Origin of the sequence: Brevibacillus sp. 1238 (assembly GCF_029892995.1) — a bacterium.
Classification (GTDB): domain Bacteria; phylum Bacillota; class Bacilli; order Brevibacillales; family Brevibacillaceae; genus Brevibacillus; species Brevibacillus parabrevis.
Genome location: NZ_JARXWC010000001.1, coordinates 483,927 through 504,452, shown reverse-complemented (window position 1 = coordinate 504,452; position 20,526 = coordinate 483,927). Strand labels below are relative to the sequence as shown.

At 52.3% G+C, this 20,526-nt stretch carries 20 protein-coding genes and 1 riboswitch; of the genes, 5 read left to right on the top strand and 15 right to left on the bottom strand.

The window, feature by feature from the left end; genetic code table 11:
• Positions 1-31 precede the first annotated feature (31 nt).
• The 3 genes from rpmI to moaA form a co-directional block, all read right to left on the bottom strand.
• On the bottom strand, positions 32-229 hold the full coding sequence (gene rpmI, locus M2298_RS02285) for a 50S ribosomal protein L35 (protein ID WP_012685334.1): 198 nt from the start codon (positions 227-229) through the stop codon (positions 32-34).
• A gap of 30 nt (positions 230-259) precedes the next feature.
• Complete coding sequence (gene infC / locus M2298_RS02280) at positions 260-763, bottom strand: translation initiation factor IF-3 (protein ID WP_005829338.1); 504 nt, start codon at positions 761-763, stop codon at positions 260-262.
• A gap of 262 nt (positions 764-1,025) precedes the next feature.
• A complete protein-coding gene (gene moaA, locus M2298_RS02275) occupies positions 1,026-2,051 on the bottom strand; it encodes a GTP 3',8-cyclase MoaA (RefSeq protein WP_173596208.1) in 1,026 nt (341 codons plus the stop codon).
• A gap of 188 nt (positions 2,052-2,239) precedes the next feature.
• Positions 2,240-2,322: riboswitch (cyclic di-GMP riboswitch) on the top strand.
• Between the two features lie 148 nt (positions 2,323-2,470).
• On the opposite strand from moaA, the gene M2298_RS02270 reads away from it, so the two are divergent.
• Complete coding sequence (locus M2298_RS02270) at positions 2,471-4,201, top strand: methyl-accepting chemotaxis protein (RefSeq protein ID WP_122963127.1); 1,731 nt, start codon at positions 2,471-2,473, stop codon at positions 4,199-4,201.
• A gap of 89 nt (positions 4,202-4,290) precedes the next feature.
• Here the strand turns inward: M2298_RS02270 and thrS are convergent, their stop codons facing one another.
• The 4 genes from thrS to M2298_RS02250 form a co-directional block, all read right to left on the bottom strand.
• Complete coding sequence (thrS, locus tag M2298_RS02265) at positions 4,291-6,204, bottom strand: threonine--tRNA ligase (RefSeq protein WP_122963126.1); 1,914 nt, start codon at positions 6,202-6,204, stop codon at positions 4,291-4,293.
• Between the two features lie 332 nt (positions 6,205-6,536).
• Positions 6,537-7,457, bottom strand: a complete 921-nt coding sequence (gene ytxC, locus M2298_RS02260; RefSeq protein WP_122963125.1) for a putative sporulation protein YtxC — start codon at positions 7,455-7,457, stop codon at positions 6,537-6,539.
• Between the two features lie 185 nt (positions 7,458-7,642).
• Positions 7,643-8,749 (bottom strand): cyclic dehypoxanthinyl futalosine synthase, encoded by a 1,107-nt coding sequence (gene mqnC / locus M2298_RS02255; RefSeq protein WP_122963124.1) that lies wholly within the window; start codon positions 8,747-8,749, stop codon positions 7,643-7,645.
• A gap of 153 nt (positions 8,750-8,902) precedes the next feature.
• A complete protein-coding gene (locus M2298_RS02250; protein WP_063228695.1) occupies positions 8,903-9,121 on the bottom strand; it encodes a hypothetical protein in 219 nt (72 codons plus the stop codon).
• Positions 9,122-9,437: 316 nt separating this feature from the next.
• Between M2298_RS02250 and M2298_RS02245 the strand changes: the two genes are divergently transcribed.
• A complete protein-coding gene (locus M2298_RS02245) occupies positions 9,438-10,004 on the top strand; it encodes a YqaA family protein (RefSeq protein WP_063228694.1) in 567 nt (188 codons plus the stop codon).
• Between the two features lie 65 nt (positions 10,005-10,069).
• Here M2298_RS02245 and M2298_RS02240 read toward each other — a convergent pair whose 3' ends face one another.
• Genes M2298_RS02240 through M2298_RS02230 form a run of 3 tightly spaced genes read right to left on the bottom strand, consistent with a single transcriptional unit; the run spans position 10,070 to position 13,862 of the window.
• Positions 10,070-11,881 (bottom strand): acyl-CoA dehydrogenase family protein, encoded by a 1,812-nt coding sequence (locus M2298_RS02240; protein ID WP_280648182.1) that lies wholly within the window; start codon positions 11,879-11,881, stop codon positions 10,070-10,072.
• The gene (locus M2298_RS02235; RefSeq protein WP_280648181.1) at positions 11,878-13,449 is read right to left on the bottom strand and encodes a class I adenylate-forming enzyme family protein; all 1,572 of its coding nucleotides are present in this window, start codon (positions 13,447-13,449) and stop codon (positions 11,878-11,880) included. The genes M2298_RS02240 and M2298_RS02235 overlap by 4 nt, the downstream gene beginning before the upstream one ends.
• Entirely contained in the window at positions 13,446-13,862 is a 417-nt protein-coding gene (locus M2298_RS02230; protein WP_122963121.1) for a MerR family transcriptional regulator, read from the bottom strand. The genes M2298_RS02235 and M2298_RS02230 overlap by 4 nt, the downstream gene beginning before the upstream one ends.
• 182 nt (positions 13,863-14,044) lie before the next feature.
• Here M2298_RS02230 and M2298_RS02225 point away from each other — a divergent pair, with 182 nt between their 5' ends.
• The 3 genes from M2298_RS02225 (at position 14,045) to M2298_RS02215 (ending at position 15,347) form a co-directional block, all read left to right on the top strand.
• The gene (locus M2298_RS02225; protein ID WP_122963120.1) at positions 14,045-14,467 is read left to right on the top strand and encodes a cell wall hydrolase; all 423 of its coding nucleotides are present in this window, start codon (positions 14,045-14,047) and stop codon (positions 14,465-14,467) included.
• Positions 14,468-14,494: 27 nt separating this feature from the next.
• Positions 14,495-14,917: a spore coat protein GerQ gene (gerQ, locus tag M2298_RS02220; protein WP_122963119.1), complete on the top strand. Its 423-nt coding sequence runs from the start codon at positions 14,495-14,497 to the stop codon at positions 14,915-14,917.
• Positions 14,918-15,041: 124 nt separating this feature from the next.
• Positions 15,042-15,347, top strand: a complete 306-nt coding sequence (locus M2298_RS02215) for a hypothetical protein (protein WP_280648180.1) — start codon at positions 15,042-15,044, stop codon at positions 15,345-15,347.
• 42 nt (positions 15,348-15,389) lie between these two features.
• On the opposite strand, the gene M2298_RS02210 is transcribed toward M2298_RS02215, so the two are convergent.
• The 5 genes from M2298_RS02210 to M2298_RS02190 all read right to left on the bottom strand — a co-directional run bounded on the left by M2298_RS02210 (position 15,390) and on the right by M2298_RS02190 (position 20,445).
• Positions 15,390-16,541, bottom strand: a complete 1,152-nt coding sequence (locus M2298_RS02210) for a DUF2087 domain-containing protein (protein ID WP_280648179.1) — start codon at positions 16,539-16,541, stop codon at positions 15,390-15,392.
• Positions 16,542-16,677: 136 nt separating this feature from the next.
• Complete coding sequence (locus tag M2298_RS02205; protein WP_122963116.1) at positions 16,678-17,154, bottom strand: PilZ domain-containing protein; 477 nt, start codon at positions 17,152-17,154, stop codon at positions 16,678-16,680.
• A gap of 155 nt (positions 17,155-17,309) precedes the next feature.
• Positions 17,310-17,486 (bottom strand): hypothetical protein, encoded by a 177-nt coding sequence (locus tag M2298_RS02200; RefSeq protein WP_167470237.1) that lies wholly within the window; start codon positions 17,484-17,486, stop codon positions 17,310-17,312.
• 90 nt (positions 17,487-17,576) lie between these two features.
• On the bottom strand, positions 17,577-18,827 hold the full coding sequence (locus M2298_RS02195) for a GNAT family N-acetyltransferase (RefSeq protein ID WP_280648178.1): 1,251 nt from the start codon (positions 18,825-18,827) through the stop codon (positions 17,577-17,579).
• Positions 18,828-19,005: 178 nt separating this feature from the next.
• Positions 19,006-20,445, bottom strand: a complete 1,440-nt coding sequence (locus M2298_RS02190; RefSeq protein ID WP_173598358.1) for an MDR family MFS transporter — start codon at positions 20,443-20,445, stop codon at positions 19,006-19,008.
• Between the last annotated feature and the right edge of the window lie 81 nt (positions 20,446-20,526).

Sequence of the window (20,526 nt, the reverse complement as noted above, 5' to 3'; positions counted from 1 at the left end):
TGCTGCGTAATGTGTGTAGTGATACAAAAACTTACAGGTAAGTGAGCATTTGCTCAATACGTTTTTGATCGCCTTTGGAAACGAGTGCAGCTTTGCGCAGGTGGCGCTTCGCTTTCGTCGATTTGTTAGCGAACAAGTGGCTACCAAATGCGCGGTCGCGCTTCAATTGGCCGCTTCCAGTCTTTTTGAAACGTTTCGCAGCAGCCTTGTTGGTTTTCATTTTAGGCATCTGAAAAATCCTCCTGTCTAAACTACTATCTTACTTTTCCGCTTTCGGAGCCAGAATCATGATCATGCTGCGGCCCTCGATCTTCGGTTTACGCTCAGGCGTAGCGAGATCTTCACACTGGGCAGCCACACGTTCCATAACGCCAAGGCCGATTTCGGAGTGGGTGATTTCACGTCCACGGAAACGGATCGTACACTTCACCTTGTGATGATCCTCCAAGAACTTGCGGACGTTGCGAAGCTTGGTTTGAAAATCGTGTTCCTCGATGTTAGACGAAAAACGCACTTCTTTCAGCTCGATGATCTTCTGGTTTTTCCGCGCTTCTTTCTCCTTTTTCGCCTGCTCGTACTTGAACTTTCCATAGTCCATGATACGGCAAACAGGCGGTTTGGCTGTAGGAGCAACGTTTACCAGATCCAGTTCGGCTTCCTGGGCAATGCGCAACGCTTCCCTAAAAGGTACGACTCCCAATTGGCTCCCGTCAGCACCGATCAAACGGACTTCACGGGCACGGATCGCTTCGTTGATTAACATTTGATCCTTGCTAATACTTGCCACCTCCGTCAATTTCGAGAAGGAACAAAAATGTGCGAACGCATCTGCGCCCGCACATATCTCACCTAAGCAATTTCATCAGATCCAAGGATCTTTGCATAAGAGTTACCTGTCAACAGTCGTGGAAGACGTCGACGCAGGTGAGAAGCTGGGCGCCTCTGCTTGTTCTCGAAGTATGAAGTGTTTATACACTCAATTCATGATACAGGTTAGAGTTGTCTTTGTCAAGGCTTATCACACACTATCCTCCAATGTGCGACATTTCCACCTTGGGACGTTTTACGAGGCCAGGCGTCTCATCCAGCCGCTCTTCTGAATATCGTTCATCGCGCTTGCTCCAGATCGTCTGAATCTGCGCTCTGATCTCATCGTCGCTCGCTCCGTTTCGCAGCGGCTCGCGCAAGTCTTCTCCCGCAGAAGCGAACAAGCAGTTGTACATTTTGCCCTCTGCGGACAGCCTGGCGCGGGTACAGGTGGAGCAAAAAGCTTGCGTCACAGAAGAAATCAGCCCGATCTCCTGATCCCCGTCCTCGTAGCGATAGCGCGAAGCGACCTCCCCGAAGTAATTTGCCTCGATCGGAACAAGCGGCATCTCCTGGTGAATCATGCGGACGATTTCGCTGGACGGCACGACCTGATCCAGCTTCCAGCCATTGGAGTTTCCGACATCCATAAATTCAATGAAGCGCAAAGTATGCCCCTGCTCGCGGAAGTATTTGGCCATCGGCAAAATATCTTGGTCATTCACTCCCCGCTGCACGACCATGTTGATTTTCACGCCAAGACCTGCTTCAGCCGCCGCCCGTATGCCGTCCAGCACAGCTTCTACCGGATAGCCCCTGCCGTTCAATGTGCCGAACCGCTCGTTGTCCAGACTGTCGAGACTGACTGTCACGCGGTCAAGTCCTGCTTCCTTCAGAGCCTGCGCGTGGCGGACGAGCAACGAACCGTTGGTGGTCATAGCGATGTCGTGAATACCTGCTACTTTTTTTATCATTTCAATTAACACAGGCAAGCCTCTGCGCATGAGCGGCTCTCCGCCTGTAATTCTGATTTTCTGGACGCCAAGCGAGGCGAAAATGTCGGTCAGTCGAACAATCTCTTCAAATGAAAGCAGCTTGTGCTGCGGCAAAAACTCAAAGTCCGGTCCAAAAATTTCCGCAGGCATGCAGTATCTGCAACGAAAATTGCATTTGTCTGTCACGGAAATACGCAAATCGCGGAGAGGGCGATTTCGTGTATCAACGAGTGGCGACTGCTCTGGCATTGGCTGTCACTCTCCTTTTTCCTAGCGTATCATATCCACGATCGGGCGTAATAGCTTTCCTGCACTTTCGCCTGGTTGTTCCTATGCAAAACCATAATATTTTGCTTGAAAGTGTAAATAGCTCATTTTTGCTATTCCCTTTTTGAATTAATATAAGCTAATATGACTATATATTGTGAAATTGTATAACTGAAAGTGGAAGCGATGATCAGCGATTTGTATGTGGGCACTTGAATGGCTGGGAGTGAGTAGTGCAACCGACCCTATTATTGCTGTAGGGTCGGTTTATTTTATCCCAGAACATTTGTCGTGTCCACTATCGCCAATTCACTCACCAAAGCACCATTGACGTATGCTCTCTTCCCCCGTTTTGAAGCGAACGACTAAAAAAGAGAAAAGCAAAGAATCCGGAGGTCTGCATGCAATTTTTTACGAAGAAAACAAAGCCATGGACAGAGTACGTAAAATCCTCTCACACGACTGACATCGATCAAGTAGGAGAACGAGTAAAGGAGCGCTTGTCCTTTTTAGGGGTGGATCAAGACACGCTCGCCCATGTCAAAAATGCTGCCGAAACGCTTTCGCCCTTTAAAGCGAAGATTGTCGACCAATTTTACGGCGCAATCACGGCTGTTGATCAATTGCAAAAACTGATTCTCGACCACTCAACACTAGGAAAATTGAAACACACATTGGAGTTGTATCTTGAACAGTTTCTGCAGGCGAATGTGGATTACGAATACGTGAAGACGAGAATTGTGATTGGACAAGTTCACAGCCGCATTCATCTGACAGCCGATCATTTTATCTCCGCTCATCATATGTTGATTCAGATCATGACATCGATCTTGATGGAAAAATGGAGCCATCAGCCGCATCAAATGATGCAAATGGTCACATCCGTCCAAAAACTGGCAGCGTTCGATCAGCAACTGATCGTGGAAGTATATATGGAAGAGACGTTCAAATCATTTTTGTTCGGCATCTCCGACATGTTGAATCATATGACACAGCTCGATACGACCAAACAGCTCATCTCGGGCATGGACGAACAAATTGAGGAAAGCCACAGCGTGACAGCAGCTACGGAAGAAATGAGCGCTTCCATTCAGGAAGTGGCCAACCACGCTATCAAGGTGGCGGAAGGAACGGACGATGCCGTCCACTCCGCAGAACAGAGCAGGCAGATCATCAATGCCGCGCTGGGAGACATCCGGCAAGTCGGGCGCGTCTTCGAAGAGGTCATGGGCCGCGTCAACAAGCTCGATCAGGAGATTCACCAGACCCAGGATGTCGTGCATATTATTCGGGAAATCGCCGAGCAAACGAATCTGCTCGCCCTCAACGCCAGTATCGAGGCTGCGCGGGCAGGCGACCAGGGGCGCGGCTTCGCCGTTGTCGCCTCAGAAGTTCGCAAATTGGCCGAGCATACAAAAGAACAAATCAGCCAAATTACAACCAATATGGCATCGTTGCAGCATGTCTCCAATCAGGTGACCCAGCAAATGGACGATACAGGCAAACTGGTTGAGCGCTGTGTGAGTGAGGCCCAATACGCTGACGTCGCCTTGAACAAAATTGTGACCGCGATGCAGGAAATCAGCCAATCGACCTCGCAAATTGCCGCCATGACCGAGGAGCAGGCTTCTTCCGTAACGGACATTGCCCGCCGCAACTCCACGATTTTTGACTTGAGCGCGCATTCGCAGGAAATCGCCAAGGATACGGCCCAGCTGATTTTGGAATTGAGCCGAAAAATGGACGATTACCGCAAAACATTCTTTACGATCAACGTCAAGCTCAGCTCGAAAGACATCGTCCGCGTGGCAAAAACCGACCATCTTCTGTGGAAATGGAAAATTTACAACATGTTTTTGGGCTTGGAGCACTTGAACGCAAGCGAAATGGGCTCCCACCACACATGCCGTCTCGGGAACTGGTACTATGGCGAGTTGTCTGCCCAAGTGCGAAACAATCCGATCTTCAAAAAGCTTGAGGAGCCGCACCGGATGGTTCATGCTTACGCCAAGCAAGCCGTCGAGCAGTACCAGGCTCAAGATCTGGCGGGAGCGCAGCAAACGTATCTCTTGCTCCAGGAGGCATCGAGCGAGGTCGTCTCCCTGTTGTCCCGCCTGGAGTCCGCTCTGTAATTTCCTTTCACGAATCACGAAAAAAGCAAAAAGGGCAGTTCTCTTCATCGCGGAAGAGACTGCCCTTTTTCATGACCGTTTTGTTGTTTTTACTTCATTTCGTTGATTTCAGCGCGGATTTTTTCCACGAAGGCATCCACAGTCATGGCACCTTCATCGCCTACGCCACGTCTGCGAACAGACAGTGTGCCGTCAGCCATCTCTTTTTCACCGATGACCAGCATGTACGGGATTTTTTGCACTTGCGCTTCGCGGATTTTGTAGCCGATTTTTTCGTTGCGCGCATCCAGCTCCACGCGGATTCCTGCTTGTTGCAGTTTTTCTTTGACTTGCTCTGCATAAGGAATGTGCACTTCGCTAATGTTCATCAGGCGAGCCTGAACCGGAGTCAGCCATACTGGGAACGCCCCGGCATAGTGCTCGATCAGGATGCCGATGAAGCGCTCCATCGAGCCGTACATCGCACGGTGCAAGACAACCGGACGGTGCTTCTCGTTGTCCTGGCCAATATAAGTCAGGTCAAACTTCTCTGGCATCTGGAAGTCGAGCTGGATCGTTCCGCATTGGTGGCGGCGTTTCAACGCGTCAGTAATTTGGAAGTCGATCTTCGGACCGTAGAAAGCGCCGTCGCCTTCTTTGATCTCGTAAGGCATTTCCAAGTCTTCCAGCACCTTTTTCAAGGAGCTTTCCGCAGTCTCCCACAGTTCGTCGGAGCCCATGGAATCCTCTGGACGAGTCGAGAGCGCTACGCTGTATTCGAAGCCGAAGACGTTGTAAATTTTATCGATCAGTTGAATCATGCTCTTGATTTCGTTCTGGATCTGGTCAGGACGAACGAAGGCGTGCGCGTCATCCTGGCAGAAAGTCCGAACGCGAAGCATGCCGTTCAGCGCACCGGAATACTCGTGGCGGTGCACCTGACCAAATTCGGAGTAGCGGATTGGCAGGTCGCGATAGGAGTGCATCGCATTTTTGTAAATCAGCATGTGTCCAGGGCAGTTCATCGGCTTCAGCGCATAAGTCGCGTGCTCGACCTCGGAGAAGTACATGTTTTCCTTGTAGTGATCCCAGTGGCCGGACTCTTTCCAGAGACGCTCGTTCATGAGGAACGGAGAGCGCACCTCTGTGTACTGCGCCAACTGCTGCAGGCGGCGGGAGAATTGCTCCAGCTCGTTGCGGACAGTGAAGCCGTATGGCAGGTAGAACGGCATGCCTGGAGCTTCTTCGGAGAACATGAACAATCCCAGCTCTTTGCCCAGTTTGCGGTGATCGCGTTTTCTCGCCTCTTCGATGAAGTGCAGATATTCATCCATGTCGGCTTTTTTCGGCCAAGCTGTACCGTATACGCGTTGCAGCACCTGGTTTTCCGCTTTTCCGCGCCAGTATGCGCCTGCTACACTCATCAGCTTGAACGCCTTGATGAAGCCAGTCGATGGCAAGTGCGGGCCGCGACAGAGGTCGAAAAACTCGCCCTGCTCGTACAAAGTAATGGTAGCCTCGTCTGGCAGATCGCGAATCAGTTCCAGCTTGAGGTGATCGTTCAGATCGGAGAAGATTCGAATCGCCTCATCGCGGCTCACCACTCTGCGGCGAATCGGCAAATCTTCTTTCACGATTTTTTCCATTTCGGCTTCGATCTTGCCCAAATCCTCTGGCGAGAGTGCTACCGGAATATCCATATCGTAGTAGAAGCCATCCTCAATCACGGGACCGATACCGAATTTCACTTCGCTGCCGTAGATGCGGCGTACAGCCTGGGCGAGCAAGTGAGCGGTACTGTGGCGATATACTTCCAATCCGTCCGGTGTATCGAGAGTGACGATTTCAATCGCTGCATCATCCTCAAGTGGCGTGTACAAATCCACCACTTTGCCGTCTTTTTTACCGGCTACTGCTTTTTTCTTCAGGCTTGCGCTAATCGAGCCTGCGATCTCTTCGATGGTGATCCCAGCATCATACTGACGAACTGCGCCATCTGGGAATGTTACGTTAATTTGTGCCACCTTGGATTCTTCCTTCCTGTTTGTTTTTGAGAAAATAAAAAACACCCATCCCAAAAAGGGACGAGTGCATTCTCGCGGTACCACCCTAGTTCAAGTCTGTTTGCATAAAAAGGAACACCGAAACAGACTCCTCATGACATGATAACGGTATGGGAACCGGCAAACCGATAGTGGAAGCAAACGCGCTTCGTTCCCGGCTGCTACTCGAAGGGGGTAGATCCATATGATCTCGCAGCAAGCTCCCAGCCTAGGCCCGCCTCTCTAGAGCGATCTTCATATCGTCCATGTCCTTCTCATCGTATTTGTAAGCCATATACGTTTGTTGTTGCTTATTATAGTGGACTCGGATTGTTCCCGTCAAGTACACGTCTTTGCCCAATGCATAATGAACAGGAATGGCACGTAATCAGCCGGCTGTCGAAAATGCTGCGTATCGTTTGCGCAAGCCCCGGCCTGTCGCCAGCCATGTGCAGCACGATACTCTCAGGAGCCAGTGTAACCAAGGCGCTGACCAAATAATCCTCGTCCCGGCACTTTTGTTCGTCCATGCTGAGCACGGAATCAAGCTGCTCCAGCCAGAGACGGTCTCCCTGTTTGTCATAAAGATGGAAAGGTTTGTCCACACTAGGAACAACATGGACCACTTCCTGTTTCACTTCCTGCACGGCGATGAAGTAGCGCAACAGCTCGACAAATTCCTGGTATTGCTTGTCTTCCAGATATTCGTCAATCCCGGACTCCACCAGTTCAAACAGCTCGTTCCAATGCTCTTGCAGCCGGAACCGGATGAAACCCAGGACGTTGATCGTCCGCTCCTGCTCCAGATACAAAAACGCCTTGCGGTAAACATTGGCCTTGCGGGTCGTGGCAGCCAAAAGCTCGCGGCCATCCTGCTCGATTTCCTGGCACATGCGCTCGATGTAGGGCAAAATTTCTCCCCATTCTTCTTCCAGTTGTTCTGCCGCCAACAGATCGGCAGCCATTTCCTGCATGATGTCCGCTTCCTTGACCTGTGTCACCCACTCTGCCAACGTCAATGCCACAAAAGCTCTCGCCCACTCTATCGTCTGCGCATCATATTCTTCTTCGCACCAGCTTTGAAAAAGGAACGTGCAGTAGTCCTCCTGCTCTTGCTCCTTGTATGTAATGCGCACCGGGGCCGTATTGACTCGCTCCAGCATTTCGTTTACGATCACGCGATACGTGCCACTATGCTCAGGGACATTCTCCAGCAATACGCGATACGTTTGCATTTTCATCCCCCCAACCGCAATTGTAGTTACAGTATATGTCCCTTGATTGGCGATATACTTTTAAACGATTGGAAACCGGGGATTGGAAAATGGGGTCGTTCCATATGAAAAACGCGCTCCCTCATCACTTCCCCTTTGACAAAGGCTGGTGATCAAGCAGCGCGTGGAAACAGCTGGTATATCAATTAGTTTTGCATCACAAAATCTTTCTCTGCCATCTCGCCGTCCTGGAACACGCGCAGGATGTCGTACTGGGTATTGCGCTGGGCAGGGATTTTGCCTGCTCCGCGAATCAGTTCGAGAATCTGGTTGGTGTTCACTTTGTACGTACATGCGGCGGCTGACACGACATTTTCTTCCATCATCGTCTGACCGAAGTCGTTTGCTCCGTAAGAGAGCGACAATTGGCCGTAGTGCGGGCCCATGGTGACCCAGGAAGATTGGAAGTTTTCGATATTGTCCAGCATGAGTCGGCTGATCGCCAAAGACTTGAGGTATTCTTCCGGCGTGTTGTTGACGGCCTTCATGTTGGTGTTGTCCGGCTGGAACGTCCAGACGATGAACGCTTTGAAGCCGTGCGTCTCGTCCTGTGCTTCACGGATGCGCAGCAAAGACAGCACGCGCTCCTCCATCTCCTCGCCAAAGCCGATTACCATCGTCGCCGTACCTGGCAACCCGATGCGGTGAGCAGCTTTTTGCGTATCGATCCACTCTTTCCAAGAGCCTTTCAAACGGGAAATTTTGCGGCGCGTACGGTCGTCGAGAATTTCTCCGCCCGCTCCCGGCAAGGAATCCAGCCCCGCTGCCTTCAGCTCTTTGAGCACATCCTCGACTGACATGTTGGAGACTTCCGCGATTTTGATGACTTCCGCTACCGACAGCGAGTGCATGGTGATTTTCGGAAAACGTTCCTTGATCGCCCGCAGCAGGTCGGTAAAGTAATCAATTTTCAAATCCGGGTTCGTTCCGCCCTGCATCAAGATTTCCGTACCGCCTACGTCTACGGTCTCCTGAATCTTTTGGAAAATGGTTTCTCTTGGCAGTACATAGCCTTCGCTTGAGCCTGGACGACGGTAAAAGGCGCAAAAGCGGCAATACGTATCGCAAATGTTCGTGTAGTTCACATTTCGGCTGATAACAAACGTGGCAATTGGTTCCGGATGATGCTTTTGCATCACCAGATTGGCGTAGTGTCCGATCTTTTCAATTTCGTTGCTGGCAAACAAGGCCAGGCCGTCTTCCAGGCCCAGTCGTTCCCCTGCAAGGGCACGCTCCAATATAGCATCGATCATCAGGATCACTCCTTGTACCATACGTAAATTCCATCCCACATGATATCACACTCGGGACATAACGGCTATAGCCCGAGGTGCTGCCACAAACAGGAGCTTTATGCAAAACAGCCCCGCAAAAAGCAGGGCTGCCCGATATTTCTTGTTCTTTTATCATTCAAATCCGATCTGCTCATACACTTCCGGTTCCCAGTAGATGACCGTTTGCGAAAGTGGCAGATTGGTTTCACGCGCACCATTAGGCTGACCGTTAAAGTAAATGATTTCAGTCACGGCTACCCGGTCTCCGCGCACGTCAATTTCTCCTGTCAGTTGCACGCTGGTTCCATCCGGCGCATAAAAAACGACTTTCCCCGATCCCAATGTCTTCATGGGCTCCTCCCAACGCTGTATGTCCTTCTTCTCTATACTAATGGATATTCTTTCCTATCGTCAATGGAAAAGCTAGGGACTTCCCGACCACGACTCACGCATACACAGGGCCGTTTCGCTCAGGACGAATCTCCTTAAAAGCCGGAAAATACCAGGAAAATGTAACCCCCCGGTGTAATCAATCGTATTTCTATCTGTTTGGATCAGCCCGCTTTTTCGGTCTTTGTCCGCACGACCAAGCATATCCTAACTACTGAAAACCGCTTTTTTCCTGTATAATTGATTCCCGAGAGGAAATGTGCTTAAGGAGATGCTCATGCTCGATCAAATCACAGAACTTTTCATGCAATATGGAATATGGGGCCTCTTTGGCATGGCATTTTTGGATTCGTTCATCAGTCCGATTCCTCCTTTTTTTATGCAAATTGCGATGAGTCTGCTTGACCCCGGATCGGCCCTCCGCTTTGCAACGGTGGCTTTTACCGCCTCGATTCTTGGGGCGCCAATCGGATTTTTGCTCGGCAAGTGGCTGGGGAAACCGCTTTTGCACAAGCTGCTCCCGGAAAAATGGGTCGTGGTCGCCACCGAGAAATTCGCCAAAAACGGAGACGCTGCGGTGTTGATCGGCGCATTTACGCCCATCCCGTTCAAAGTATTTACCGTATTGAGCGGCGTTTTCAACTATTCGCTGACAAAGCTGATGCTCTTTGCCATCGTCGGTCGCGGCCTGAAATTTTTCCTGATCGGTACGTTGTTTTACTTGTACGGCAAACATGCCAAAGTGTTGCTGGACGAATACTTGGAAGTCTCATTGCTCGCAGCCGCTGCACTTGTAGCCGTTGGCTGGTTCATCTGGAACAAACGCAGAAAACGCTATGCCTGAGATGAAAAACGCCCAAGCAACCTCGAATTGGCTGCATGGGCGTTTTTTCCTTTTGATGCGATTGGTTACGTGGCGAACACAAAGGCAGACTGCTGCTGTAGCGCCTCCAGCGGGATCGGCTCATAGTCCAGAAGCTCGCGGAAAAACTGCACATCCAGCAGCTCGTCACCCTGGATGCCCCGCTTTGTCTTCGGCAGCAAATGCTTGTTTGCGTACAGCTTTGCCAGCACGTATTTGCGGGCATTGTTGTCTCGCAGCAGCTGATCCTCTGCTTCGCTGACGATGCAGGAAAGCGTGTACAAGTCAATCATGTGGTCGGCGAGCGCCTTCAATTTATAGCTGAGATAATCAGGCGACTGCTGGAGCAAATAAGCAATATTCTCCTCCAGTACAGCAAGCTCGGATTGCAAAAGCTGGGCGAACGGCCGGGAAAAGGCATGATGCCAGCCTGCCGCACGCGAACGCAACAGCCGGATCAAGACCGCATGGCTGTTTTCTTTTTGCATGACGCGCAAAATGTCCAGCGCAAGAATGTTCGAAGTTCCCTCCCACACCGTCAGCACCTGCGCATCCCTCAGCAAGCGCGGTGTGACATACTCTTCGATAAAACCGTTGCCGCCGTGAATCTCGATAGCTGTGTGGGCGGCTTCCACCGCTTCCTCTCCCGTCCGGTATTTCAACAGGGGAATCAACAGCCGGCAAAGCGCCAAATCGTCCCTGCCCCCCGAACCATCCTGTACGCGGTCGTAGATAGCAATCATGTCGAACACGGCGCCTGTGCTTACTTCCGTATCCAAGAGCAGGTTGACCAGCATTTCTCTGACCATCGGGTACTGGTCGATCGGCTTTTGAAAAGCATGCCGCTCGCTCGCGTAGTATTTGGCTTCATACAAGGCTCGGCGCATGATTCCGACCGATGCGATCGCATTGCAAATTCGCGACAAATTCAGCGCTTCCGCCATGTATTTGAAGCCATTTTCCGGCTGTCCGATCAAATAGCCTTCCGCGCCGTGAAGCAGCACCTCCGCAGACGGCACTGCGTTCACTCCGAGCTTATCTTTCAAACGCCGAACCTCAATCTGGTTGCGTGTGCCATCCGGCCGAACCCACGGGACGAGAAACAGCCCCAAGCCTTTTGTTCCCGGCTTGCTGTCGTCGATTCTCGCAAGCACCGTGGCGACCATCGCGCCCGCATTGCTGGCAAAAAATTTCTCGCCCGTCAACTGATAGACGCCCGGCTTCCCGGCTGTCGGCTTGGCAACCGTGAGATTCGCCCCGACATCCGAGCCGCCCTGACGCTCCGTCAGCCAAGTGGCTCCCTCGTACAGCGAACGGCGATCCCGCGAGGTCAGCCCGCTCAGGTACTGCTCTTTTTGCTGCTCATCCCCGTATTTATCGATCAAATACGCCGCCGACATCGTCAAGGTCACCGGGCAATAAAAGCCTGGCTCGGTCTGGCTGACGAGGTAGCCCAGCAAAAAGGAGTAGCTGTACGGTGCCTTGAACCCAAGCTCGGGAATGTCGTGGTACAAATAATGGACGATCCCCGCCCCGTACACGTCAGCCACCGTCTGCTTGTAGCCTTCGTTGGTGATGATCTCGGAAACGTCTTCGCCAAGGCGATTGTATTTGCGCAAGTGCGGCTTGCCGTCCCGATCGGTATAGGCTGCCCGCTCATCCAGCGGCCCCGCCGCATGTGCCCCCAGCCAACCGAGCTGCTGCTTCGCCCAATCGTGCATCGGCGCCGGCAAATACCGCTCCAGCAAAAAAGCAAGGTTGGGGTCTGCCGCAAAAAAGTTTTGCTGGCTGCCCGCGCGCGGGTGAGGGATGTTGTCGCTGTAGCGGCGCTGGTCGATTTTCGCTTGCAGGTCGCTCATGTCAGCTCCACTTCCTTTTGCGCAGCCGCATCGCGCAAAGCATGCTTGAGCACTTTTCCGCTCGTATTGCGCGGCAGCTGGGCAAGGACTTTCACCTGTCGCGGCAGCTTGTAATCGGCAAGGTGTCCGCTCAAAAAGCCGCGCACTTCTGTCAGCCAATCGTGCGCCGGATCAGCCCCTGCAACAAGCACTACATAGGCGGTAACCGTCTCGCCCCACTCGGGATGGGGCAGCCCCACGACAGCCACTTCGGCAATCGCCGGGTGACGCTCCAGCAGCTGTTCAAGTTCCTTCGGGTAGACATTGACTCCGCCCGTAATCATGACATCCTTTTTCCTGTCGACGATCCACAGGAAGCCGTCCTCGTCGAATTTTCCGATATCTCCCGTGTAAAGCCAGCCGTCGCGCAGCGCCTCGCTCGTCGCTTCCGGGTTGTTGTAATAGGCTTTCATCGAGCCTGCTCCGCGAACTCGCACCTCGCCAGGCGTACCTGCCGGGACAGGTCTGCCCGCTTCGTCGACAACCTCGACTTCGGCGAACAGGACGCCGCGGTTTCCGACGCTGCCCACCTTGTCCGGGTGCTCGCGGTGCAGCAGGCGAGTGCCCGTCGGCCCTGCTTCCGTCAGCCCGTAGACGCAAGCCAGTTTGTCCCTGCCGTACGCTTGCTCCATCTGCGCAGCCATTTCCTTGGACAAAGGAGCGCCTCCGTACATCCAAAACTCCACGGATGACAAATCGTACCGGGCGAACTCGGGATGCTTCATCGTCAGCAAGTAAGCAACGGGCGCCCCGAAAAAGTGAGTAATCCGCTGCTTTTGCACGAGCGACAAGAGTAGCTCCGGCGAAAACGTGAGCGCCATCACTTGCGTCGCTCCGACCATCAAGCCTGAGATAAAAAACAAGTGCAGCGGCGCTGAATGGCTGAGCGGCATGAGCTGGAGGATGCGAGAGCGATGCTGGATCGACAGTTCGATGGCCATCATGGTCGCGACGGTCAGCAAGCTTCTGTGCGTGTACAAAACACCTTTTGGCCGGCCCGTTGTACCTGACGTGTACAAAATGCTGACTTCGCTTTCTTCTGTCAAGTTCGGAGCATCCGGGTCGATCGCAAATTCATCCAGCTTGCCGAGAACGTCTTCGCCTGTCTCCCAAGCTGCTGTTCCCAGCCAAACGCCCTGACTGCCGCCCGTCTTGATGGCAAGCAGATTCGTTCCTTGTTCGATCCATTCGTTGACCGCGTGCACGAGAGCTTCGTGAACGATCAGTGCTTTCGCCCCTGCATGCTCGCATATGTAGCGCACTTCCTCCTGGGTCGACCGCGCATTGATCGGTACGACAAGCGCTTGGCAGCGAATAACGGCTATGTAAAAAACCGCAAACTCCGGACAATTCGGCAGCATCAAAACCACGCGATCTCCTGGCTCGACGCCATGCTCTCTCAAACGATAGGCCCACCTGCTCGCCCGATCATTCCACTCGGCAAAGGTAAGTTCTGCATCACCTGCAACAAGTGCAGGCTTGTCGGGATATTTGCGTCCGTTTGCAGCAAGCAAAGCTGATACGTTCATCGGTTCCCCTCCCCATGTTCTTCCAGCAATTTTTGTTCAAACCCCAGCTTGTAAGCGAGAATATCTTCCCGCAGCAGCGACAGCTCCCTGATCTTGTCGTCAATCTCCGCCAGCTTCTGGTTGCCGTAATCAATGGCACGCAGCAACTGGGCGCGACCGCTGCGATCCTCGCCAAACAACTCGATCATTTCCCGGATTTGCTCCAGCGAGAAGCCGAAGCGCTTTCCCCGCATAATCAATCGCAGCCTGGCCCGATCCTGGCGGCTGTAATACCTGATCCCCCGCTCAGTTCGAGCCGGAAAAATCAGGCCGACTTCCTCGTAGTAACGAATCGTTCTCGTGCTGACATCCAGTTCGTGAGCAAGATCAGAGATGGACCATGGTGCTTGCTTTTCGTCGCCTTCTCTGTTCATCGTCTCCTGCTCCTTTACCTTTCTTTTCTAATATTCAGAAATAACTGATTAACCATATTTTACCTTCCGTTTACGTTAACGTCAACTGTCGCCCCGATCTACCGAAAAATTTCGCTGGTGCAATCACCGATCTGGCATACGCCCATATATTGTCATTGTGAGTTTTATGAGGAGGTGAAGCAATGGCCGTTATCAAAGCGAACAGCAATGACGTCGATATGTTGGCTCGTTTAATGCGCGCGGAAGCGGAAGGCGAAGGCGAGCTGGGGATGCTGATGGTGGGGAATGTGGGCGTCAACCGGATTCTCGCCAACTGCCTTGACTTCAAGAACATACGGACGATGCGAGATATGGTCTATCAATCTCCGGGCGGATATGAGTCTGTGCAAAAGCCGTACTTCTACCAGCGGGCACGTGAGCGCGAAAGACGTTTGGCCCAGCGAACGATCAATGGCGAGCGGACACGTCCAGCCACCAATGCGCTTTGGTTTTACCGTCCTGTCGGCAATTGCCCTGCCACCTGGTGGGATCAGGCAAACTCCGGGCGTTACAAGGCGCACTGCTTCTTCATTCCAACCAGAGCCGATTGTCCGCGCGTTTTTTAACAGATAGATAAAAGGAGCGAGTTCATCATGAGTCAGCAAATCCCATACCAACCGTATCCTTACGGGTATGAAATGTATCCTTCCGCACAGTTTCCTTTTGGCATGCAGCAACAACAGCAGCCGCAATTGGTTCCTATGCAGCCAAGCGGCGCGCTGATCCCTGGCACGCCTTATACGCCGGGGCAAGTCATGGAAGAATCGTACATCGAAAACATTTTGCGCATGAATCGCGGCAAAGTCATTACCGTTTATCAGACGTTCGAGAACAACAGCCAGTGGAACGCGAAAATTTTCCGCGGCGTGCTGGAGACAGCCGGGCGCGACCACATCATTCTCAGCGACCCGCAAACGGGCAAACGCTACTTGCTGCTCATGGTCAATACCGACTACATCACAGCCGACGAAGAGCTGAACTACATTCCTCCGACACTTCCTCAGGGGGTACGTTAAGCTTTACCAAAAAGACAGTGTCCATCTCTCGTTCAGATGGGCGCTGTCTTTTTGCTATAATGGGGCGATAGGCAAAGCATGCGCTTGTGCCACACATCTTTTCAACAGAAAGAGGAGAGCATTCGTGGCATTCGGCATTTCACGAGCAGAGTTAAACGAGTGGAAACAGGCGGTCCGGCGCGGAGAGATTGCTTTTCTGACGCATTACTGGCTGGACCCGCGTTTTCCTGAGATGAAAACCGTGACAAAAGTAGACTGCGCCGATCCAAACAAGCTGGTGGAATGGTGCCGCCAGCACGGCTTGAATCCCGCCTATATTCACAACCGCGCCGCTTTTCCCCACTTTGACCTGATTGGCCCGAGGCAAATCGAGATTTTGCAGCAGATCGGATTGCACGACCACCTGGAGCGCTTTCGCCTGCTCGACTAAAAAACAGGCTACCCTCCAGTTCAAGGTAGCCTGTTGCTTTCTCTACTCTGCCTGTTTTCGGGTATGGTATCCGCGGTCGCCGTATGGAGCCAGCTTCTCTACCCACTTTGCTTCCAATTTCTCCAAAGCAGCCTTCGCATCAAACGCAGGCTCGTCTTTGTTTTCCAGCACTTCCAGCACCTCGAACTCGAATGCATCAGCGCCCAGCTCGTTCCAATCGTTTTGCAGTTCCCGGTTGGGATGGGAGCCGTGCTGCAACATGAACTTTTTGCCGTTCATCGTTTTGATGTTCATGGTGCTCGCCACGAGTACCTTGCCGTTCTCTTTGTTGCGGATCTGGTAGACGCCAGCCTCGCTCTTCACTTCTTTGTATAGCTGTTTCAGCTCTTGCTTGCGATCCGTCATCGCCTCTTGCTCCGCTCCGTCGCCGCCCGCCTGGCTCGTGCGCCAATACGCGCTGCCGTCGGCTTCCCGGCTCAACAAAGCGAAGTCGATCAAGTAACGGCGCAAGGTGACGTGGTCCTCATAAATCGCTTCCAGCAGCTCATTGACTTCCCGCTCCGTGTACACCTTGTCCGGCGCAAAGCGATTGGCAATCTCCTGAAAAACAATCTGCCTGTGGCTATGCTTGCGTGGTATCCGCGCCAGCGAATGGCCTGGCCCGTTCGGAAAATACTTTTGCACAACCGCGGCATATTCAGACGGCCCGGCCTCTCTCTGCTTTTCAGCCTGCTTGTTTGGCTTTCCCTTGCCCGTTGAAGAGCCTGTGCTTGCTTTGTCCGTTTCCCGCAGCAGCTCCATCATTGCCAAAAATACTTTTGCTTGCCGCTCTTTCTCTTTGAGGGCAAAACGGTGATTGCGGATCGTCGAAGCGCTGCCGATGCCCATCTCGGCTTGCACCTCGGCATCGCTTTTGCCCGCATAAAACAACCGCATCAAGCTGGCCTGATGATCGGACAGTCCGGTCAACCGCTTGTCCAACCCGCTCAGATGAGCAAAAACCGATTCATGCTCCTGCTCGATATGATGACGCATGTAACGGGACGCCTCGAACAGGGCGCCGTCTACCGGATAGATAATTCCTTTTTCCACTTCTGCTCCACATAGCAAGCACAAATAATCGTGCTCCCGCTCTACATATCCTTGCTTGGCTTCCTCCAATGAAGCAGTCCAAAACGATTCATTGATGCCCATTGACAAGCACATCCCCAAAATGTTTAGTTTATTGCAGACAATATAACACTTCGTTTGTGCATTGTCAAAAAAAGCCCCTTGTTGGTCACCCCACCAACAAGAAGCCTGCTCGTCTTGATTCGTTTGCTGTTTTGCCCTATGCTCTCGTCGTCTCCAAAGTTTGCGACGCCTGGGCCAATTCTTGCAGAAAGGCTTGCCGATCGCCCTTCCAAAAGCTCCCTTCCGTCCCTACCCGGTTTTGCCGATAGCGAATGGCCAGACGGTTCACCAACTGGTTGATCTCCAAATGCTGCGCTTCTTCCATCGTGAACCGTACCGCGTATTCATAAAAATCTTGCTCCCACGGGCTTGTACGCACGACATGTCCGTACATTTTCAATGTCGAACCGCACAACTCCGTCTCAAACTGCAAGACGAGCTGGTCGCTGGCCGGCATTTTCAAGTGCGAGAGAAATCGCAGTCCGCCTGCGCCGATATCCTCAATCAGCACCTTCGCGCTGCCGATCTCCATCGTCTTTCCTTTGACAAGAACAATGGTCATGAATGCACAGAGGGGATGCTCCAGCTTCAACCGGAAATATTCACGTTTGTGACCCTCTGATCCACTCGCCATTGCTCTCACCTTCCTTTCCCTTGCCCGATTTATTCCCAAACGCGGCGAAGCCCTCGTCCCTGTCGGCACAAGGTTTTCGCTGCCCGCATTCATTTCTTAGGTAATGACTTCCCACCGCATGTCACAAAAGAAAACAGCGCCGTGTGACTGGCGCTCTATTTATTTTTCTCTTTCTTGTACCGAATGTCCTGCAACTTTGTGTCAAATGATTCCCAAAGCTCCCTTTGGTCGTACTTGATGGAATCGCGCTTCTCCAGACGGAACAGGAGCTTCACCACAAACCAGACAACCAGCAAAAACGCAAAAAAGATGACGACGGTAAAAAAAATCATAAGACCTGCCCCCTCCCCGTTTGTTAACAACATATGGGGAGAGGCAAAATAAGATGACCAATTATGGCAAAATCATGACAATTTTAAAAATCAGAACGGCGTCATGCTCTGCGGTTTTTTCGCCGTGTAAAAAAGCCGATCCAACTGCGGCAACGCGCGCAGGTCATCCAGTTCTGCCAGACCGTACTCGTGCAGCTTGCTGAAACGAACCGCCCCCATGGCGAGCGAGGAAAAATCGGATATATCCAGTTGAACAGCAGCGTCTGCCTGTCCTTCCTCTACCACGCGAGCATGTCCGTCTGTGAACTGGACAAGCCATGTCCCGCTGTTTTCCGGCAGGAAGGAGTCGCGCACCGTCAACTGCAAGCGAACCGTTTCTGCGCCAAAGCGATGAGCGGACATTTGCCGGAAAAAGCCCGGTACATCAATCACCCGATACATCAGCCCAACCCCTGAAACATGACTCTCATGGTAGACGCTAGGCAAAAGTCGGTTTGTTCCATTTCCCGGATCAGACAAAAGCAAATGGAAGTCTTCGTCGGCTGTATTGAGGACAACCCGCTGTATTTGATCCGCCTGGCTGTGCAGGAAGGAGAGTAGCTGCGCCAACGCCTCGCGCGATTCATAGACCAGCTCTTTCGCGACGATGTTGTTGAAAATTTTATTTTCCTCGTGAGCGCTTTCAAATTGGAAGGCAAGATATCCCGTCAGTTTGTCCTCCTGTCGGACACCGACGACGATTTTTTCCGGCACATTCAGCAGGCTGTCCACATCCCGCTCCGTCCGTTTGATCATCCCGTGCGTCTGCCGGGCGACCCGCTGGTAACACGCCAGCACTTGCTCCTTGTCCTCTTTTGTCACGTACACGATTTGATCCTTGCCCGTATAGGGAAGGCTTGCAGGCTTGAATTTGTACTGATGAATTTTGCTTCCTGTCCCAAAGCCCATCTGCTTGTAAAAATCAACGCGAAACGGATAGAGCGACACAAGTGGAATCCCTCTCTCCCGGTAAGCCGCGAGAAACCCGTGCAGCATCGTTTTCGCTACCTTTTCTTTTTTATGCAACAGATCGACAGCGACCGTGCCGATTCCTCCTGTCAGTACAGATTGACCGTATACATACATGGAAAAATCGTACCACTTCATGATTCCTACGAGCTGTCCGTCCCGATAGCATCCGTGATAGCTTACGTTCGGGTCATTTTCCAGCGTGCTTTTGACCCGTTCAGCGAACTGCTGTCTGCCCTCCGTCCCGAGAAGATTGCTTCCCGGATAAGCCATGGCGGCAATTCTCGCTACCTCGTCGATATCGTTCAAAGAAACAGGGCGAATCTCGTCCATCGTCACAATCACTCCTGTCTGTACGCATTTGGGACAAACCATTTCGTCTAAAAAAATTTTATAGAATCTATGCGGTAAATAGCAACAAGTTTTTGTATATTTTGGAAAAGTTTCATTTTCAGCCATATTTGGCTTGGCCATCCAAAAAGCGCCGACCGGATGGCCGACGCTTGATAAATTACTGGCTGTTCGCCTGTTGCCGCTGATTTTTGGCAATCACAAGCGACAAGAGGAAGCAGCCAATCGCGATAACCAGTGTTCCGGTAAAGACGACGTGAACCCCGGAAGAAAGCAAATCGCGGATCGACGCCAGCTGTTCCGCAGGGATGGAGCCTGTCTCGAAGGATGCGCCGAGATTCGCGTGGCCTCCCGCTACCGTGACCATGTTGAACAGCATCCCGAAGACTGCCGCCCCGAAGGTTTGGCTGAAGGTTCCTGTGAACGTGTTCAATGCGACAGCCGTTCCCCGTTTGTCGACAGCGACCGACGCCTGAATTTTGACCATGACGATCGGGCTGATCAGCCCCATGCCAAGCCCCACCAAGCCTACGGCGACATAAATCAAGTAACTTGCCGAATGGGAAGACAGAATCGTTAAAAGCGTCGTGGCAACGGTCAATATGGCCGTCCCTCCGATAATCAACTGCTCTGCCCGCAGCTTGCCCAAGAGATTGCCGGACAAAATCGAGCCGATCGTCCAACAGACGGGCATCGGCGTCAGGACAAAGCCTGCCATCGTCGCGCTTTCCCCCAGTACGCCCTGGCTCCAGATCGGCAAGTACACGACCATGCTGATCACAATTCCGTTGGTCAAAAACGTCAGCATGTTGATCAGCGTCACGTTGCGATTCGTCAAAAGGGTGAGCGGAATCAGCGGCTCAGGCGAGCGCTTTTCTACCGTAACGAAAACCAGGTAGGTCACGAGTGCAAACACAATCAAAGAAATCGTCACCGGATTGGTCCAGGACTGATCCTGGCTGCCCGTCAACAGCGCGTACAACAAGGCAATCGTGCCCACGGTGAAGATCAGCGCTCCCGGATAATCGATATGACGCTTCGCTTTTGCCAGCAGCTTTTCGCGGTAAAACCAGACCAGCATGAAAAAGGACAAAAGCCCGAACGGCAAATTGAGAAAAAAGATATAACGCCAGGAAAGCGTGTCGACCAAAAACCCGCCAACGAGCGGCCCTGCCACACCTGACAGGCCCCATACAGCGCTGATCCAGCCCTGGGCTTTCGCTCTCGCGGTCTGCTCGGTATACAAGTCGCCGATAATCGTCATCGTAATCGGCATGACCGCACCCGCGCCCAAGCCTTGAATCGCCCGGAACACGATAAGCTGGCCCATCGTCATGGCCACACCGCAAAGCGTGGAACCAAGCAAGAAAATACCGATCCCGATCAGCAACACATTTTTGCGTCCAAACAAGTCAGCGAGTTTGCCATAAATCGGGGCAGACACGGCAGTCGCCAGCATGTAGATGGCGTAAACCCAGCTGACCAGCTCAAATCCCGATAAATCACTTGTAATCCGCGGCACCGCTGTACTGACAATCGTCCCTTCCATGGCGGCCAGGAAGGTGGAAAGCATCAGTGCCACCATAATTTTTACTCTCATCTCGATCTCCTCTCTCTATCTACGCACGATCGCGATTCGCCAAAAAGCGTTGTCATAGTATATCACAAAACTTTGCTTACC

What these genes read in the sequence shown, in the direction of transcription:
- rpmI (WP_012685334.1), bottom strand. Translation starts at nt 229, where the DNA reads ATGCCTAAAATGAAAACCAACAAGGCTGCTGCGAAACGTTTCAAAAAG.
- mqnC (WP_122963124.1), bottom strand. Translation starts at nt 8,749, where the DNA reads ATGATCGATGCTATATTGGAGCGTGCCCTTGCAGGGGAACGACTGGGC.
- M2298_RS02225 (WP_122963120.1), top strand. Translation starts at nt 14,045, where the DNA reads ATGGCCGTTATCAAAGCGAACAGCAATGACGTCGATATGTTGGCTCGT.
- M2298_RS02230 (WP_122963121.1), bottom strand. Translation starts at nt 13,862, where the DNA reads ATGAACAGAGAAGGCGACGAAAAGCAAGCACCATGGTCCATCTCTGAT.
- infC (WP_005829338.1), bottom strand. Translation starts at nt 763, where the DNA reads ATGTTAATCAACGAAGCGATCCGTGCCCGTGAAGTCCGTTTGATCGGT.
- M2298_RS02235 (WP_280648181.1), bottom strand. Translation starts at nt 13,449, where the DNA reads ATGAACGTATCAGCTTTGCTTGCTGCAAACGGACGCAAATATCCCGAC.
- M2298_RS02195 (WP_280648178.1), bottom strand. Translation starts at nt 18,827, where the DNA reads ATGGACGAGATTCGCCCTGTTTCTTTGAACGATATCGACGAGGTAGCG.
- M2298_RS02240 (WP_280648182.1), bottom strand. Translation starts at nt 11,881, where the DNA reads ATGAGCGACCTGCAAGCGAAAATCGACCAGCGCCGCTACAGCGACAAC.
- M2298_RS02245 (WP_063228694.1), top strand. Translation starts at nt 9,438, where the DNA reads ATGCTCGATCAAATCACAGAACTTTTCATGCAATATGGAATATGGGGC.
- moaA (WP_173596208.1), bottom strand. Translation starts at nt 2,051, where the DNA reads ATGCCAGAGCAGTCGCCACTCGTTGATACACGAAATCGCCCTCTCCGC.
- M2298_RS02270 (WP_122963127.1), top strand. Translation starts at nt 2,471, where the DNA reads ATGCAATTTTTTACGAAGAAAACAAAGCCATGGACAGAGTACGTAAAA.
- gerQ (WP_122963119.1), top strand. Translation starts at nt 14,495, where the DNA reads ATGAGTCAGCAAATCCCATACCAACCGTATCCTTACGGGTATGAAATG.
- M2298_RS02205 (WP_122963116.1), bottom strand. Translation starts at nt 17,154, where the DNA reads ATGGCGAGTGGATCAGAGGGTCACAAACGTGAATATTTCCGGTTGAAG.
- ytxC (WP_122963125.1), bottom strand. Translation starts at nt 7,457, where the DNA reads ATGCAAACGTATCGCGTATTGCTGGAGAATGTCCCTGAGCATAGTGGC.
- M2298_RS02190 (WP_173598358.1), bottom strand. Translation starts at nt 20,445, where the DNA reads ATGAGAGTAAAAATTATGGTGGCACTGATGCTTTCCACCTTCCTGGCC.
- M2298_RS02250 (WP_063228695.1), bottom strand. Translation starts at nt 9,121, where the DNA reads ATGAAGACATTGGGATCGGGGAAAGTCGTTTTTTATGCGCCGGATGGA.
- M2298_RS02200 (WP_167470237.1), bottom strand. Translation starts at nt 17,486, where the DNA reads ATGATTTTTTTTACCGTCGTCATCTTTTTTGCGTTTTTGCTGGTTGTC.
- M2298_RS02210 (WP_280648179.1), bottom strand. Translation starts at nt 16,541, where the DNA reads ATGGGCATCAATGAATCGTTTTGGACTGCTTCATTGGAGGAAGCCAAG.